Source organism: Streptomyces sp. NPDC056738 (assembly GCF_042790435.1).
GTDB lineage: Bacteria > Actinomycetota > Actinomycetes > Streptomycetales > Streptomycetaceae > Streptomyces.
Genome location: NZ_JBHTZF010000024.1, coordinates 52,794 through 67,911, shown reverse-complemented (window position 1 = coordinate 67,911; position 15,118 = coordinate 52,794). Strand labels below are relative to the sequence as shown.

General features: G+C 69.8%; 12 protein-coding genes. 4 read left to right on the top strand and 8 right to left on the bottom strand.

Annotated features, from left to right (window positions below):
* Positions 1-12: 12 nt before the first annotated feature.
* The 7 genes from ACFRIC_RS39125 to ACFRIC_RS39095 all read right to left on the bottom strand — a co-directional run bounded on the left by ACFRIC_RS39125 (position 13) and on the right by ACFRIC_RS39095 (position 9,855).
* On the bottom strand, positions 13-2,757 hold the full coding sequence (locus ACFRIC_RS39125; RefSeq protein WP_382796463.1) for a hypothetical protein: 2,745 nt from the start codon (positions 2,755-2,757) through the stop codon (positions 13-15).
* Positions 2,758-2,782: 25 nt separating this feature from the next.
* A complete protein-coding gene (locus ACFRIC_RS39120; RefSeq protein ID WP_382796462.1) occupies positions 2,783-3,133 on the bottom strand; it encodes a hypothetical protein in 351 nt (116 codons plus the stop codon).
* The gene (locus ACFRIC_RS39115) at positions 3,130-5,814 is read right to left on the bottom strand and encodes an ATP-binding protein (protein WP_382796460.1); all 2,685 of its coding nucleotides are present in this window, start codon (positions 5,812-5,814) and stop codon (positions 3,130-3,132) included. The genes ACFRIC_RS39120 and ACFRIC_RS39115 overlap by 4 nt, the downstream gene beginning before the upstream one ends.
* Positions 5,811-6,323 (bottom strand): hypothetical protein, encoded by a 513-nt coding sequence (locus tag ACFRIC_RS39110; RefSeq protein ID WP_382796458.1) that lies wholly within the window; start codon positions 6,321-6,323, stop codon positions 5,811-5,813. The genes ACFRIC_RS39115 and ACFRIC_RS39110 overlap by 4 nt, the downstream gene beginning before the upstream one ends.
* 62 nt (positions 6,324-6,385) lie before the next feature.
* Entirely contained in the window at positions 6,386-6,727 is a 342-nt protein-coding gene (locus tag ACFRIC_RS39105) for a hypothetical protein (RefSeq protein ID WP_382796456.1), read from the bottom strand.
* Complete coding sequence (locus ACFRIC_RS39100; RefSeq protein WP_382796454.1) at positions 6,724-7,455, bottom strand: conjugal transfer protein; 732 nt, start codon at positions 7,453-7,455, stop codon at positions 6,724-6,726. Before ACFRIC_RS39100 ends, ACFRIC_RS39105 begins: the two co-directional genes overlap by 4 nt.
* A 1,089-nt stretch (positions 7,456-8,544) precedes the next feature.
* A complete protein-coding gene (locus ACFRIC_RS39095) occupies positions 8,545-9,855 on the bottom strand; it encodes an XRE family transcriptional regulator (RefSeq protein WP_382796452.1) in 1,311 nt (436 codons plus the stop codon).
* Between the two features lie 323 nt (positions 9,856-10,178).
* Between ACFRIC_RS39095 and rfbB the strand changes: the two genes are divergently transcribed.
* Genes rfbB through ACFRIC_RS39075 form a run of 4 tightly spaced genes read left to right on the top strand, consistent with a single transcriptional unit; the run spans position 10,179 to position 13,762 of the window.
* Positions 10,179-11,201 carry a dTDP-glucose 4,6-dehydratase gene (gene rfbB / locus ACFRIC_RS39090; protein ID WP_382796528.1) on the top strand — a complete coding sequence of 341 codons (1,023 nt, stop codon included), beginning with the start codon at positions 10,179-10,181 and terminating at the stop codon, positions 11,199-11,201.
* Positions 11,191-12,204, top strand: coding sequence for an ATP-grasp domain-containing protein (locus ACFRIC_RS39085; RefSeq protein WP_382796450.1), 1,014 nt, complete (start codon positions 11,191-11,193; stop codon positions 12,202-12,204). The genes rfbB and ACFRIC_RS39085 overlap by 11 nt, the downstream gene beginning before the upstream one ends.
* Positions 12,201-13,334, top strand: a complete 1,134-nt coding sequence (locus ACFRIC_RS39080; protein ID WP_382796448.1) for a DegT/DnrJ/EryC1/StrS family aminotransferase — start codon at positions 12,201-12,203, stop codon at positions 13,332-13,334. Before ACFRIC_RS39085 ends, ACFRIC_RS39080 begins: the two co-directional genes overlap by 4 nt.
* Complete coding sequence (locus tag ACFRIC_RS39075) at positions 13,334-13,762, top strand: low molecular weight phosphotyrosine protein phosphatase (RefSeq protein WP_382796446.1); 429 nt, start codon at positions 13,334-13,336, stop codon at positions 13,760-13,762. The genes ACFRIC_RS39080 and ACFRIC_RS39075 overlap by 1 nt, the downstream gene beginning before the upstream one ends.
* Before the next feature lie 13 nt (positions 13,763-13,775).
* Here the strand turns inward: ACFRIC_RS39075 and ACFRIC_RS39070 are convergent, their stop codons facing one another.
* Positions 13,776-14,951 carry a glycosyltransferase gene (locus ACFRIC_RS39070; RefSeq protein WP_382796445.1) on the bottom strand — a complete coding sequence of 392 codons (1,176 nt, stop codon included), beginning with the start codon at positions 14,949-14,951 and terminating at the stop codon, positions 13,776-13,778.
* Between the last annotated feature and the right edge of the window lie 167 nt (positions 14,952-15,118).

Sequence of the window (15,118 nt, the reverse complement as noted above, 5' to 3'; positions counted from 1 at the left end):
GCCCGGGCGGCCTCACGGCTCCTCACCGTCCTCGCCCCGCTGCGGCTGCTCGGCTTCCGGCGGCGCGGTCCTTCGCATCAACTCCTGCCATCGGGCCGCCGCCTCGGCGCGTGTACTGCTGCGTGCGCTCCCGGCACCGGGAAGAGCCGACCCTGGCGGCCGACTCCCCATCGGCGGCCGCGGTGTACTGCTGGCCTGACGTCGTGATGTCGGGGCTGGCGGCGTCACCGGGGCGGCACCGGCTCCCAAGGCTGAAGCACTGGCCGGTGAGGAAGACGGGACGCTACCGCGCCTGGATCCGCCGGACCCGGAAGGACGCGGGGGGACAGGCGGGCGGTGGACCGCGGCCGGCGACGGCCCGCTCGGCCGGCGACGGCCGACGAACGGACCAGGCCCGCCACGGTCGTCCGTGTGTTCCCTCAAGACCCCGGAGACGTGACGGCCCGCATCACCCCAGGCCCGGCCGTCCTCGCGGACGGTGTTGCCCCACACCCGCACCTGCTGCCGGGCGTCCTGCGCAAACTGCGACCCACCCGAACCGGCCCGCCGAATGTTGTCCGGAAGCCCGACCGTTGCCCCGTACGCGGCCCGTCCGCCCCGGTGCAGGATGCGATACCCGCGAAGACGCACCAGACGGTTGTGAGCACGCGTGGACAGCAGAGTGCGATCCGCCCTCTGGTCGTGCAGCGTCCTGTCCGAGCGGCGGTCGACGATGCGGCCGTCCCCGCCGCGGTACCGGTCGGGCGGACCCCCAGGTCGACGCGGCCCACTGCCGCCGACACCACCGCTCCCGCCATCACCATCCAACGGTCCACCCGTGCCCGGGCCGTCGCCGTCGCCGTCGGCAGTGGGCTTACGCCACCGGGCCAGCTGCTCCCGGTCTGGGCGCCGGCCGATCAGCAGCCAGTGCGCGCCCCTCACACCGAGCCGCGCGCCCAGCCCACCCACGGCGGCCGCCGCGGTGAGAGGGGCCAGTCCGCGTCGGGCCTCTGCGGTGGCATCGGCCAGCATCCCCCCGGTGTCCGCAGGCATGCCCGTGCTGTCGCTGAACGAGGCAAGGGCACCCATCAGCCGCCGGCGAGTGCCCAGCAGCCCGAACCGGCCGCCACCGCCGCCGGTGAAAGCCCGTAACCCTCCGCTGTAGCCGCCGAGCGCGGCGGGGGAGTTCATGGCGAGCGCAGCGCCGAGTTCGCTGGTGTCGCCGGGCAAGTGGGTGCCGCCGACCTTGGCGTACCGCATCCGCATCGCCATACGCCGGCCAAAGGACGTGATGCCGGCCAGCAGGCGACGGTGCCCGGCCGCACCGGCGATAGCCAGCACATCGATCAACAGGATCCGCTCCACCATCAGGTCGGGCCCGTTGGTGATGGTGGCGTCCATGGCGATGCCGAAGAACGGCACGAACGCGCAGACGGCGACCACGGCCACGACGGAGATCCCCCACAGCGACAGCCACTTCCACACGCTCTGGCGGGCGGGCCCGGGCAGCATGCCCGCGATGAAGGTGACGGCGCCGGCGGCCGCGGCGGCTGCGCAGATGCCCTGGGTGCCCAGCAGCACGATCGCGGACGACAGGAGCATGCCGCAGATGAACCCGGCGGCGACCAGCAGCAGGGCGGCGCCGCCGAGGCGCCACCAGGTGGGTTTTTCGGCGTAGGCGGCGCAGGACTTGCCGACGGCGCCGGACCGCTTCATGTCCTGCACGAAGCTGTAGAACTCGCGGTCCTCGTCGTCGACGAGCGCGGTCGAAGCATCCAGGAGCTGACCGCCGGGAGTGAATGCCGGCAGGCCCCCGCCTTCCTCGTCCGCTTTCGGGATGCCTTCGGCGTAGCCGCTTTCGCAGTACTTCTTGGCCGGACCGTGGATCTTCTTGCAGGCGGCCCGTCCCTCGTCGGTGACCTGGGCGCCCACCTTGTACCCGCCAGTGATCCATTTCAGGTGGACGGCATACGCCTTGCGGTCGGCGGGCTTGGCGGGATCGAGGATGCGCCCGTACTGCAGCAGCATGTACGGCTTGACGATCAACGCGTTCGTGATCGAGTCCTGCAGGGGCCGGGCCACCTCCGCCGCGGACACGGGCCCCTCTCTCTCACGCTGCAGACACTTGATCTCGGCGCCGCCGGCCAGACCGTCACACGGGTCAGTGCTGGCGAGCTTTCCTCCCCAGTCGTAGGAGGCGACGCTTTGCCGGGCGACTTCGGCGGCCACCTGCTGGGACTGGCCCAAAGGGCCGTTGGCGCCGAGCAGGGTGTCGGGGCGGATGAGAGTCGAGGAGGCGAGCGCCCCGATGAGCAGCGTGAGGAAGATTTCACCCAGACCGCGGCCCACCCTTCCGCGCACGATCATGAACCCGGCGAAGACGAAGGCCCATGCCAGCAGCAGGCCCTTCAGCCCGAGCGATTCGACGACCACGCTCGTGTAGGTGTCGGCTGCCTTCTGCGCCGGCCGGGCAAGGATCTTCAGCAGCGGGAACCGGAACGCCACCTCAACGGCCCACCCCGCCAGTCCGACCAGGAGCCGGATCAGGGTGAAGAGGCCGGACAAGGCAAAGGCCAGGGCCTGCGTCTTGAACGCGACGATAGAACCCCCGGAAGCGTTCAGCTCATACCCGCTGATCGGTACTCCCTCGGAGGAGGTGATATCCAACGGGGACAGCAAGTCTCTGCTCTCGCCTGTGTTGCCGGCCGCGTAGACGACCTGGCTGTTGACCACGACGAACACACCGGCGAGCAGCACGACGAAACCGGCCGAACGCAAGGCCGCACGATCTGGACGGAACACGTCAGCGCCGCCTCCGCCCAGAGGCGTGCCGCAGCCGCCACAGCAGCAGGGCACCCGCACCCGCACTGGCAGACCCCAGCCGCCATACCGCACCGGCCCCGCCCGGCCCGTTTTCGGCGCTGGTGATGCCGCGCTCGCAGTACGCCTTGGCCGGGCCGATGATCAAGGCGCAGTGATCGTGGTGCGCGCTGCGGGTGCCGGCGGCGAAGGCCTGTCCGGTGCGCGGCCACCACGCTTCCGGCAGGCCCACCCCAAGGGCCAGGATCACCGCGCAGACGACCACGCCGGTCACGGTGATCGCACTCACCACTGCGGAGATGCGCCGGGAACGGTCCCAGGAAGAAGTGATCATCCGGAGTTCCCCTTCGAGCGGGAGGCCACGGCCTCATCAGGCACAGACGCGGCGGGCGGCGCCGTGCCCACGCGGCGTCCTGGAGTGGTGGTGATGGAGGCGGTGATCCGCTCGATACGGGGGATGGCGACCTTGATGCGGCCGGTGTTCTGCCGCGGGCAGGTCAGCAGGAACTCGCCTTCTCGGCCCTTGCGTCCGACGGGAGACAGGCCGGTGGTCACCAGCCGCAGCAGTTCGCCGTCGTCCGGGTCGAGTCCGACGAACTCCAGGCCGCGTCGCGCCCGTTCGCGGTCGGCGGTGCGGGCGAGCGCCCGGTAGGCCATCAATCCGCGGTCGGGGCCGAGTTCGACGGCGTCGTGCGAGCCGGCCAGCAGCCCTGCGCCGTGTTTGCGGCCGTCGTGGAGGATCTCGTGGACCAGGGCGGTGCCCTCGGCCGAGGATGTCAGCCAGTACAGCTCGTCCAGGACCACGGCAGTGAACCGTTCAGGATCCTCGAACGCGGTCTGCCGGGCGATCGCCGCGATCAGATAGAGCACCGCACGGCCGATCAATGCCTCCAGCGGCTGCTGGCGCAGGACTTCGGGCTTGTCGAACGCAGCCGTGGGCGGCAGCGTCAGCCCGGTCGTGGTGATGACGATCATGTCGGTGGTGCTAGAAGCGTCCAGCCGGACCGGCGCCAGCACCGGGTCGAACACCATCCGCGCCAACGGGCTGGTGGCGACGACACGGATCAGGCCAGCGAGAGTGGAAGCCGCATCCTTCCGCTGGCCCGCCTCGGTCGTGGCCATCTCCTCGAGGGCCTCAAGGACGCGGTGCATCGACGGTCTGCTGCCCGCGGCAGCCTGGCCGACGGCGTGGTGGAGGACTTCCCCGCTGGTACTCATGGGGCCGATGCCGAGCTGCAGGGTGAGGTAGGACAAGGCGTAGTGGCGGGCTTCGGGCCCATCGAACACGCGCAGCGGATCGATGGACACCTCGGCTTGAGCAGCGTCGATGATCTGCACGCGGCCCGCGGCGGCGGTGCGGGCGAAGGCCGCCCACTCGCGAACCGGAGTGCGGTCGATGCAGATCGCGCAGCCACCACGCGCCCAGACCGCCTCCGCGATCAGCTTCTGCAGCACGCTCTTGCCCGCACCGAGATCCCCGACGATGCCCATGGAAGCCGAGGCATCGGCCTTGGGCGCGTCCGCCACGTTGATCATCACCGGGCGGGTCGTGCCGCTGTCGAGGTCGATGCCGAGGAACATGCCGGCCGGGTCGCCGACCTCCGAAGCGGTGAACGCGCCGTTCAGCGCCCAGTCCTCGCTGACCTGGTGCTGGGTGAACTCCCGTACCACGCCCGGCCGGACAGTTCCGGGCAGTCCCAGGGTGAACAGGGATTCTTGCAGGCCGGCTGGGCGCACCGCGCGGTAGTCGGCGCCGCCGAGCAGCGCGGCCAAAGTGCGGGCCCGGGCGTCGCAGGCGGCCGCGGTCGGCCCCCACACGGTCAGCACGCTCACCGACTGCACCTCGACCTCCACGCTGGTGCGCGACAGCCGGGCGTCGAGCTCGCCCAGGTCGCGGGCAGCCTCCGTGAGCGAGGCGGGCATGCCAGTCGGCCGGGCGTCGTACTGGTCGGCTTGGTCGATCAGTTCGTTCTTCTTGCGCCGTACCTGAGCGCGCGCCTTCTCCGCAGGCACGAGGGTGAGGTCGACGGTGTAGTCGACGGGGAAGTCCAGGCTCTCCAGCTGGGCGAACAGATCCGCGGCGTCCTGGCTGACCGCGGGTGGGCACTCGGCCAGCACCAGGTGCGCCTGGTAGCCGATTCCGGCGTCGGACTCGACCTGCAGCCAGCGCCGCCCCAGCGGCGAACTCGCGTCCAGCCGCCACCAGGCCGTGCGGCCCGACCTGGTGATCCGGCCCGTGCTCTTGAGCTCCTCGACGTCGTCCAGACCAGGTTCGAGGCCGCCTTCCTGCAGGCGGATCTGGCCGAGGTCGGCGTAGCTGGGGGAGCGCAGCACGCCATTACGGACCTGTCCTGCGTACAGATCGGAGGTCTCTGCCTCAGCCAGCAAGGGCTCCGCGAGACCGCGGTGCAGGGCGTGCTGGACCATCCACACGATCTCGGCTGGACGGGCCGGGCGCAAGATGACACCGCCAGCGAGCGCGGCCTCCACCCGGGATGCCTGCTCACGGCAGGCGCTCACCTCCCGTCGGGCCACGGGCACCGGCCGGATGCCCAGCAGCGGCGCGATCTCGGCCCACGCCGCACCGAGTGACGCCGGCACCCGCACATCCGCGGTCTGATTCTCCAGGGGTACAGCCAGCCACAGGGTGCGGCGGTGCATCTCCTGGCCGTCCAGCAGATCCAAGGCGGCCTCGACGTTCTCCACCCACGGGTGGGAGCCCGCACCGGGTGCCTGCTCGGCCGGCTCGATGCCCTCGATCATCCGCAGGGCGATCTCACCCGGGTCGACCTGGGCACACAGACCGAACAGCCGCGCCCCGGGCAGCGACCGTACCAAGTGAGTGACCTTCGCCAGCTGTTCGTCCCGGACAGCTGCGGGCACATAGGTGCCCTGGATGGTCTCCTCGCGCTGCCCCTGAGTGTCCGGGCCCGGATGCAGGCGGTAGAGGGCCCACACGCTGCCCTGCGTTGACCACACCAGGTGTCCAGCGATGTGGCGGATCGGCACTCTCACCGCACACTCCCCGTCTGCTGGGCGAGTGCGACCAGCTGCTGCACACCCGACACCGGCCCGGCCAGAACCGCGGGAGCAGCCGGTTGCGTGCGGTGGCGCGCGGACGAGCGGCCGGCGGCCGGTTGGGGGAGCGGCGCCCGAAGGGCACCGCACCGAGCCCCCGGGGCCGTCACAGCGAGGTCCGGCGCTGGCGCACCCTCGATGGTGAATGCCCCGAGCAGCGGCCGCGGACCGCGGTCGCGCGCTGCACGGCCGCCGATCCGCCCTCCCCTCGGTTGCCAGCCGAGCAGCATCCAGCCCACGGCGGCCTGCATCGGTGCCCGGCCGGCGATCTTCGGCTCGCGCACCACCCAGATCGCCAGCACCCACGCGACGATCGGCACCGGCCCCATCCACGACCACCAAAGGATGGTCTTCACCAGCAGGAAGCCGCCGCCGACCGCAACCGCGATCTGCGCAGGCGTGTAGGGGCCAAGCGGGATCCTCCAGTCAGCGACCTTGCCCAGCACCCAGGGATGGCGTCGAGCCGCGGTGTAGAAGCGCCCAACTCGCCCCGCTGATCCAGCGGCGCTCACAGCCGGCCCCCGTCGTCCGGCGAGTGGCTACGGGAGAAGGGGAGTTCGGACTGGATGATGCCGGGGACGGCGGGTGCGCTCTTCGATGGGTTCTTCACCTCGTCCTCGAACATGCTCGCCAAGTCGTTGCGCGAGTTGTACAGCCCGAGCGCGATCACCATCAGGAGCAGGGCACCGATGCCGGCCTTGAGACTGAACTTCTGGATCATGATCGTGACGACGAGACAGACGAGACCGGCCTGCAGACCCTTGGTCGCCCACTGCCGGAACATGTTGATCCACGAGTCACCGAGGTCATTGAGCTGCCCGGCGAGCAGCAGAGTGTGCACCGTAATCACCGGGCACCACCGTCCTGAGCGGTCCCGGACTCGATCGCGGCAACGTCCCAACGGCCCGAACGGGCCTGGAGCGTGAGCTCGTAGGACAGCGGCCACCGACCCGCGGCATCCCGGGCTTCCACCTGGGCAAGGACTCGCACTTTCGTGCCGTCGGCTGGCACCTTCTCGTCGGCTGCAGCCTCCTCAGCGCCTGACACATCCTGAACGGTGACCGCGGCGTATGGAGTGGGGGAGATGGGCGACAGCCGCACCCCAGGCGCGAGATAGCGGTCGACCTCCCCGGACCCGGTCAGGTATGCCCCCATGAATTCGCCGATGGCTGTGGCCAGATCGCCCTCGGACGGCACACTCACCCGATACGGCGACCGGCTCACCTCCGCGCGCGCCGGGCCGGCCACGACACCGGGGGCGCCGGTCACGGCGAATGAGGTACCGCTCGCGTCGGCTGCCACGGGGACGACGAGGTAGCGCAGCTGTCCGCCTGCGTACTGCGCAGCCACCGTCACCGCCCACACGCCGGTACCGCGCTGCACACTGCGCACCGCAGTCACCGACGCCGGCTCCGCTTGCGCACCGGCGATGGGATCCGGCAGATCGACGCCAGGTGCGAGGGACTGCACAAGCCGCGCCTGCGCACTGCTCGCGTTGTCGGCGCTGCTGCGCAGCCAGGCGTCGATGAACAGCTGCGCATAGCCCGCCGGGTCGGCTCCGGGAGCCGCAGTGCGCACAGAGACCGAGGCCCTCTCATCCGACGGGGCAGCCGCTGCAGGAGCCTGCCTGGACATCACTGCGACACCCAGGGCGACGGGGCCTGCCGTGATCGCAGTAAGCAGGACCAGGCGCGACACACGCACGCGGCGCCTCATCTTCTCCAGCTCTACGCCTGCGACCCGTGAAGGGGAACCGCCATGCCGTAGTGCCTGCTTGCCAGGAGACATAGTCAAACCCCCAGGTCAGATCACGTACTTGCTGACCTCGAAGGAAACCTGCAGACCCCGACCTGCCCCCCGACCAAGCAGCCCCGACCACGGACACGATGGGGATAAAAAACCCATGGTTGACCTCATGGTTGGGCCGACCACAGGCCTGACCAAGGGCGCCCGGTAGGAAGCGCTGGCTCCAGCGACGGTCTAAACGCTCGCCCCGGGACGCAGATGGGCTGCCCGGTGCGTCGGGTGCGCCGCCTCCAGAAAGGAGCCGGGACGGTCCTGCTTCATGCCGCCGGGTTGAATGCGCAGCTGAAGACCGAGGGCTTCTCAATGTGGGTAGCGGCCTGGGTCCAGCAACTGCGCAGGGCCTCGTGCTCACCGCTGCATAACCCGGGATTCCGCATTGCTGCCGAGCACTTGGGGATGTCTGTGGTTGGCCTGACCACGAGTCCGACCGCGGCAGTCCAGCGTGCAGGCTGCTGGAGTTCCACCGGCAGTAGGGGTACCCCCTCATAGACTCGGTGATGGATGTAGATCTGCAAGCGAGACCGCGCAAGGGGGGCGTTTTGACTGATTTGCCGAGATCGGTGAAAGTCAATGGAAACGCTCTGCCGACCCGATAGCGTCGGAGGTCACGCAGTCTGCTCCCCGCACCTGCGGGGATGGTCCCGATGACGGTCACCAGCTGATGTCCTCGTAGTCCTGCTCCCCGTACCCGCGGGGATGATCCTCAGCAGCAGAACGGCCTGTTCGACACGGGCGACTGCTCCCCGCGCCCGCAGGGATGGATCTCGGATTGTTCCCGGCGGGCTGCGGGGGAGCGGGCGCGGTCACGTGCGCGACTGCATACAAAACGCCCCCCACTTTGGGGCGACGCGGTCAACCGCGCTACGCCGCGGCGAGGTGAAGGAATTCAGGAACGCCTGAGGCGTGAGAGTAGGGCTCGAATCGCGGCAGGAGGTCGTCGACGAGCTTGACGCAGCGGGGGGCTCCGATACGGCGGGCGAGGAGGAGGGCTTCGGCTGCGGCGGCTGCGGCCGGTTCGGGTTCCTCCTGGTCCAGGTAGCTTGCGGCTCGGTAGGTGAGAAAGACACCGCGGGTCTTGTCCCGGGCGGAGGGCAGCATCTGCTCACCTTCGGTGATCAGTTGGTGGGCGCGGCGAGTGTCGCCGAGGTCGAGGAGGGTTTGTCCGGAGTCGACAGCGAGGTCGGCTTCGGACATCCAAGCGCACCAGGCGGGCCGGTCGGTGCTGGCGTCGTTCAGGTGTAGTTCGGCTGCGGCCAGGGCGCGGAGGATCGCGTTTCGTTCGCTGGGGCCATGGCGTGCTGCGAGGGTGCGGGCGAGTCGTAGTTGGAGGAGGCTGCGGGCGGCGGGGTTCTGGGCACGGGTGAGGGCGTGTTCGAGGATGCGAGCTGCGGTGGTGTGATCGCCTTGCCAGGCGGCTTGGTAGGCGAGGTCACCCAGAAGGCCTGCACCCAGATTGTGGTCGCTGGCGGCGTGGGCGTTGTGCAGGCCGGCGATCCAGTGCTGGCTGGCGCGGGTGTGGTGGCCTTGGTCGAAGCGGTGCCAGGCGATGGTCTGGGACAGGGATGCCGCGAGGGTGTGAAGGCGCAGGGCGATGCCGGGTGTGTAGCGGCCGTGTTCGAGCAGGTCGGTCACGGTGGCCAAGTGGGCGTCCAGCAGTGCGGGTGTGTGCTGCCGTTGCTCGGTGGGCAGGTCGGCGAGGTGCGTGGTGGAGTTTTCCAGGTAGGTGACGAGATCCTCGCCGATCGGTTTGCCGTCGTTGATGGTCCGGGTGAGGGCGTCGGGAGAGCCGGTTGCCCAGTCTGCTGCCAGGGCGGTGACGGCGGCGCCGCTGATTGTCAGGAAGGTTCGGCGTTCCATTGCTGTTCGCAGGGCCTCTCGAAGGGCGGGCACGGAGCTGCGGGGGCCGAGGGCGATCAGCCCGTTCGGCAGCCAGTTCGGCCAGTCGTCGGCACGGACGATGTCTGGTGACCAGCCGAGCGCTTCGGCGATATAGATCTGAGATTCCTCGCTGGGTGTGACACCCCGCTGCCATTTGCGCACCCGTGCCTCGTCCGTGCCTGAGCGCAGACCGCGCCGGGCGGCAGCGTCATGAATGCCGGAGACGAATGCATCCATCGTCTGGCCGGCTGCAAGGCGCGCAACTGCGAGTGGGTGCTGGGGCGTTGCTTCCACGCCTCCAGTGAATCACTCGGTGCATAACGGCGGTGACTCCTTGGCAAGGGGGACCCCCTGGGGGACCCCCTTCAACTGGTCGACGGACTCGAACGGCTGAGCCCATCCTCGTGGCCAGACGCCGGTACCGGCCGGGCGATGCGCGATCCGTCGCTGGCCCGGGAGTGCCGAGCGGATTCGTTCATGCCAACTCTTCCAGTGAGGTCAGACGTGACAGATGTCCTGGGCATCGCACCGCAGCCGGACCCGCCATCCGGTACATCACTCAGCGCACGGGGGAGGACCCCGTGACCGACAACCCGCGCACCTTCGCGGAGGCATCCCTGGAAAGGGTGCTCGTGACGGGCGGGGCCGGGTTTATCGGCTCGCACTTCGTCAAGCGCATCCTGCAGGCCGACGACGTTGCCCGGGTGACCGTTTTGGACGCCCTCACGTACGCGGGGCACATCGAGAACCTGGGTGAGGCGTTTCTCAGCCCGAAGCTGACGCTCGTCCATGGCAACATCCTCGACGCCGCCCTCGTCGATTCCCTCGTGCGGGAGCACACGGCGATCGTCCATTTCGCCGCCGAGTCCCACGTAGACCGCTCGTTCTTTGCCGCTGGCGCCTTCCTGGCGACGAACGTGCTCGGCACCCAGACCCTCGCGGACGCGGCTATGCGGCACGGCATCGGCAAGTTTGTGCACGTCTCGACGGACGAGGTCTACGGACCGCTGCTGCAGGGCTCGGCGCACGAGACCGACCCGCCGCGCCCGACTGTGCCCTACGCCGCGTCGAAGGCGGCCAGCGACCTGGTCGCGCTGAGCTACTTCCACACCTACGGCGTCCCGGTGTGTGTGACGCGCAGTTCGAACAACTACGGTCCCCACCAGCACCCCGAGAAGATCATCCCGCTGTTCGCCACCCGGCTCCTTCGAGGCCAGCAGGTCACGCTCCACGGCCAGGGCCAGCACATGCGGAACTGGCTGCACGTGGAGGACAACTGCGCCGGCGTCGACCTCGTCCTGCGCGCCGGTGTCCCAGGCGAGGTCTACAACATCGGCGGCGGTACCGACTTCACGAACAAAGAGCTGACCGACCACATCCTGCGTCTGACCGGCGCTGGCTGGGACTCGGTCAGCTATGTACCCGACCGGCGGTCGAACGACCTGCGGTACTCCATGACCTGGACGAAACTCGCCGACCTCGGCTACCGGCCGGAGCGCGACTTCGAGGATGGTCTCGCCGAGACCATCGACTGGTACCGGCGTAACCCCGACCGGTGGGCACCGCTGACGCGCAACCCGCACGCGGCCGGCGCCACCGCCGTGTCGGCACCCGCAGGGGAGGAAGCTCGTGCTCACTGACCCGCACGTCCCGCGCCGCATCCTGGTCACCGGTGTCGGAGCCAACCCGGGCTTCGGGCTGACCCGCAGCCTGACCCGGCTGGGCCACACGGTTATCGCCGCCGACGCGAACCCTCTCGCCCGCGGGTTCCTGTTGCCCGCCACCGTGCCCCAGGTCATTCCCCTCGCCGACGATCCCGGCTACCGCGACGTCATGACCGGCCTGTGCCGGGACTTGTCCGTCGATGCGGTGGTGGCCGGAATCGAGAACGACATCCCGCCGCTGCTGGCCATGGCACCCCAGCTGGACGCCGACGGCGTGCGTCTGTGGCTCCCGGACGCAGCATCGGTGCACGCTTGCATCGACAAGGCTGCCTTCCACGACGTGCTGACCGGGCACGGCATCACGACGCCGCGCATCTGGCGGCCCGAGGCGATCGGCCAGGTCCCCGACGGGGCGGAGCTGGTCGTCAAACCCCGGTGTGGCCACGGGGCGCAGCACGTTCACTTCGTCGAGCGGCGCGAGCACGCGCGCGTCCTGTGCGAGCTCATCCCTCAGCCCATGGTGCAGGAGCGGGTCTATGGCACCGAGTTCACCGCGGACTGCCTGGTGGACTGCAACGGGCGAGCCTCGGTGATCCTGCGCCGCCGGGACCTGGTGAAGGCAGGCCTTGCCGCGGTCTCCACCACCTTCTATGCCCCCGCCGTGCGTGACCTCGTCGCGAGAGTGCTGGCGGCCGTCCGCGCGCAAGGAGTCTGCTGCGTCCAGGGCTTCATCCGCGACGACGGCACGGTCAGCATCACGGAACTCAACGTCCGCATCGCCGGCGGCTTCCCCCTGACAGAAGCCGCCGGAGCCGATCTCGTGGGGCAGATGGTCAACGGCCTGTGCGGCCTCCCGGTCGATCATGGCCGCCTCGCCTACCGGGCGGGCGTGTTCCTGACCAACTACGTCGAGACCCTGGCCGTCGGCGACGCCGCCGACCTCGCGCTCTTCGCCGCTCCCAGGAAAGGACCGTCGTGACCGTGTCATCGAAGCCGGGCATCGCACGCAACGCCAGCCCCTACCTCTACGGGCAGGAAGCCGCGGCGGTCGCCCGGATCCTGGCCTCTGGACAGTACGGACACAGCGACGTCACCGAGGAGTTCGAGCGGCAGATCGCCGCCTTCCTCGGCGTTCCCGACGCCGTGGCGGTCGCCTCCGGCACCGCTGCCCTGCACAGCGCCCTGCTCGCCGCCGGAGTGGGCCCTGGCCATGAGGTCGTCGTCCCGTCCATGACGTTCTGCGCCACGGTCCAGGCGATCCTTGCCACCGGTGCCACCCCGCGGTTCGCCGACATCGACCCCGCCACGCTGTGCGTGAGCGACCAGCTCGTCATGGAGGCGCTCAGCCCTGCCACTGCCGCCGTGGTCCCTGTCCTGTTCGGGGGCAGGGCCATCGACCTCTCCGCTGTCCAGGGTGAGTTGGATGCACGCGGAATCGCTGTCGTTGAGGACGCCGCGCACGCCTTCGGATCCCGTACAGGTACCCGCCGGGTGGGCGCGACCGGGGCCCTGACCTGCTTCTCCTTCGGGCCCATCAAGAACCTCACCTGCGGCCAGGGCGGCATGGTCATCCCCCGCACACCCCAGGAAGCCGACACGATCCGCCGCCTGCGGCTCCTCGGCGTCACCCAGTCCCAGAACGAGCGCGCAAACACCACCACCTACCGCGTGGACGGCTTCGGCCTGCGCTACCAGCTCTCAGGCATCAACGCCGCCATCGGCCTGGCCCAGCTCGATCACTTCACCACCACCGAGCACACCCGGCGCAGCCTGTGGCACACCTACCGCGACGCCCTCGCCCCGCTGGACGGCGTGAGGCTCGTCGATGTCGACGCCGACCACGCGGTACCGCACCTCTGCCAGATCCGCGTGGCCCGCCGGGACCGGGTATTCGCCGAACTGCGTTCCCGGAACATCGCCGTAGGCGTCCACTACCCGCCCAACCACCTCCAGCCCGCCTTCGCCGCCTGGCGGCGACCCCTCCCGGCCACCGAGCAGGCAGGCGCACAGATCCTGAGCCTGCCCTTCCACCAGCACCTCACCGAGAAGGACATTGACCGAGTAGTCGCCGCTCTCGGACAGGCCATCAAGTCCGCCGGAGATACGTGATGCGCAAACTGCTGACCGTGTGCCTGGGAAACTACTGCCGCAGCCCCTTCGCCCAAGTCGCGCTCGCCCGCAGGGGCGGCACAGCCGTGACGGTCCGCTCCGCCGGCCTGATCGGCAAATGGCAGGACCACCCCGCCCACCCGTCCATGGTCAACGCCGCCCGCCGCCTCGGACACGACCTCACCCACCACCGCGGTCAGCAGATCACCCTGGACATGCTGCACTGGGCAGATACGGTCCTGGCGATGGATGCCACCGTCCTCGCCACGCTCCAAACAATCTGCGGCGAGCAGAACACCCGCAAAATCGGCCTCTACCTCGACGACCGCGACATCCCCGACCCGATGGGCCACAGCGATGAGGCCTTCGACGACTGCGCCGTACTGATCGAGGCAGGCACGGCGCTGCATATCCGCAGCCGCCCATAGCCCTCGGCGCGCGTCAGCCGGATGCGGCGGACAAGATGACGTCCACGAGCCGGTCCGCCGCATCCGGCCTCCCGTGCTCCCGCGACCTGTCGGCCATCGCTGCGCGCCGCGCGGGGTCGGTGAGCAGGACCCCCACGGCATCCTTGAGCCGGTCGGCGGTGACGTCACCGAGCAGGGCGACGGCTGCTCCGGCCTCCTCCAGGTGGCGGGCGTTGTGCGCCTGCTCGTTGCCCGCGGAGGTGGCGAGCGGGATGAATACGGCGGGCTTTCCGAGTGCGGTCAGCTCGGACAGCGTGCCGGCCCCGCTGCGGGAGATCACGACATCGGCGAGCGCCAGGACGTCGGGCAGTTCCGGGCCGACGAACCCGGCCAGACGGTACCGGCCGGCCAACTCTGCAGGCAGGCTGGCCGCGTGGGCCTGCAGGCCGGCGACGTTGTCGGGGCCGCACTGATGGATCACGTTCGCGCGTTCCAGCAGCCAAGGGAGCGCATCACCGACGACTCCGTTGATCTGCTGGGCGCCCTGGGCCCCACCGGTGACGTAGACCGTCGGCAGCTGCCGGTCGAAGCCGTGAAGCCCCAGCGCCTCGACTGCCTTGTCCGCGTGCCCGGTCAGTACCTGCGGGCGCACCGGATTCCCGGTGACGACCGCAAGACCGCGTACTGCCTCCGGAAGCAGCGCCACCGTCGACTGTGAAGAGACCGCAATGCGCGTCGCGGAGCCTGCCAGCTTCCGGTTCGCGAGCCCCAGACGCACGGTCTGCTCGTGCAGCACCAGCGGGCGACGGCACAGGCGGGCGGCCAGGCCGGCGGGCACGGCCACGTACCCGCCGGTAGCCAGGACGACGTCCGGCCTGAAGTCGGCCACCAGTTTTCTCGCCTGCGCCACGCCGAGCGGGACCCGGGCCATGTCCTTCATGTTCGCTGTCGACATCATCTTGAGCGGGTTGCTGGACCGGCGGATCTTGCCCGTGGCGACGGTGGCGAACGCGATCCCCTCGGCCGGGGCGATACGCGCCTCCAGGCCGTCAGCCGTGCCGATCCACAGGACGTCAAGAGTCCTGTCCTCGCCCGCCATCCGCTCCTGAAGGGTGCGGATCGCGGTGAGCGCGGGATAGGTATGGCCCCCGGTACCTCCCCCCGTGACGATCAGGCGGAAGGTGCTGGCAGCTTGGGGTGCATGGTTCACCCGGCGCAGCCTACTGACTTCGCGTGGCGTTTGCGGTGGCGTGAAGGCCGCGGCCGGACGGTTGCTCCTCGAGTACGGGCCGCAGCCTGCGATCCCGCTTCTGAGGGCCCAGGTGACGTGACGCCGGGACATGACGAGCCCCCGCGTCACGTCACTTCACGGGCTGC

Coding starts and splice junctions, on each gene's coding strand:
- ACFRIC_RS39120 (WP_382796462.1), bottom strand. CDS start 3,133: ATGATCACTTCTTCCTGGGACCGTTCCCGGCGCATCTCCGCAGTGGTG.
- ACFRIC_RS39075 (WP_382796446.1), top strand. CDS start 13,334: ATGCGCAAACTGCTGACCGTGTGCCTGGGAAACTACTGCCGCAGCCCC.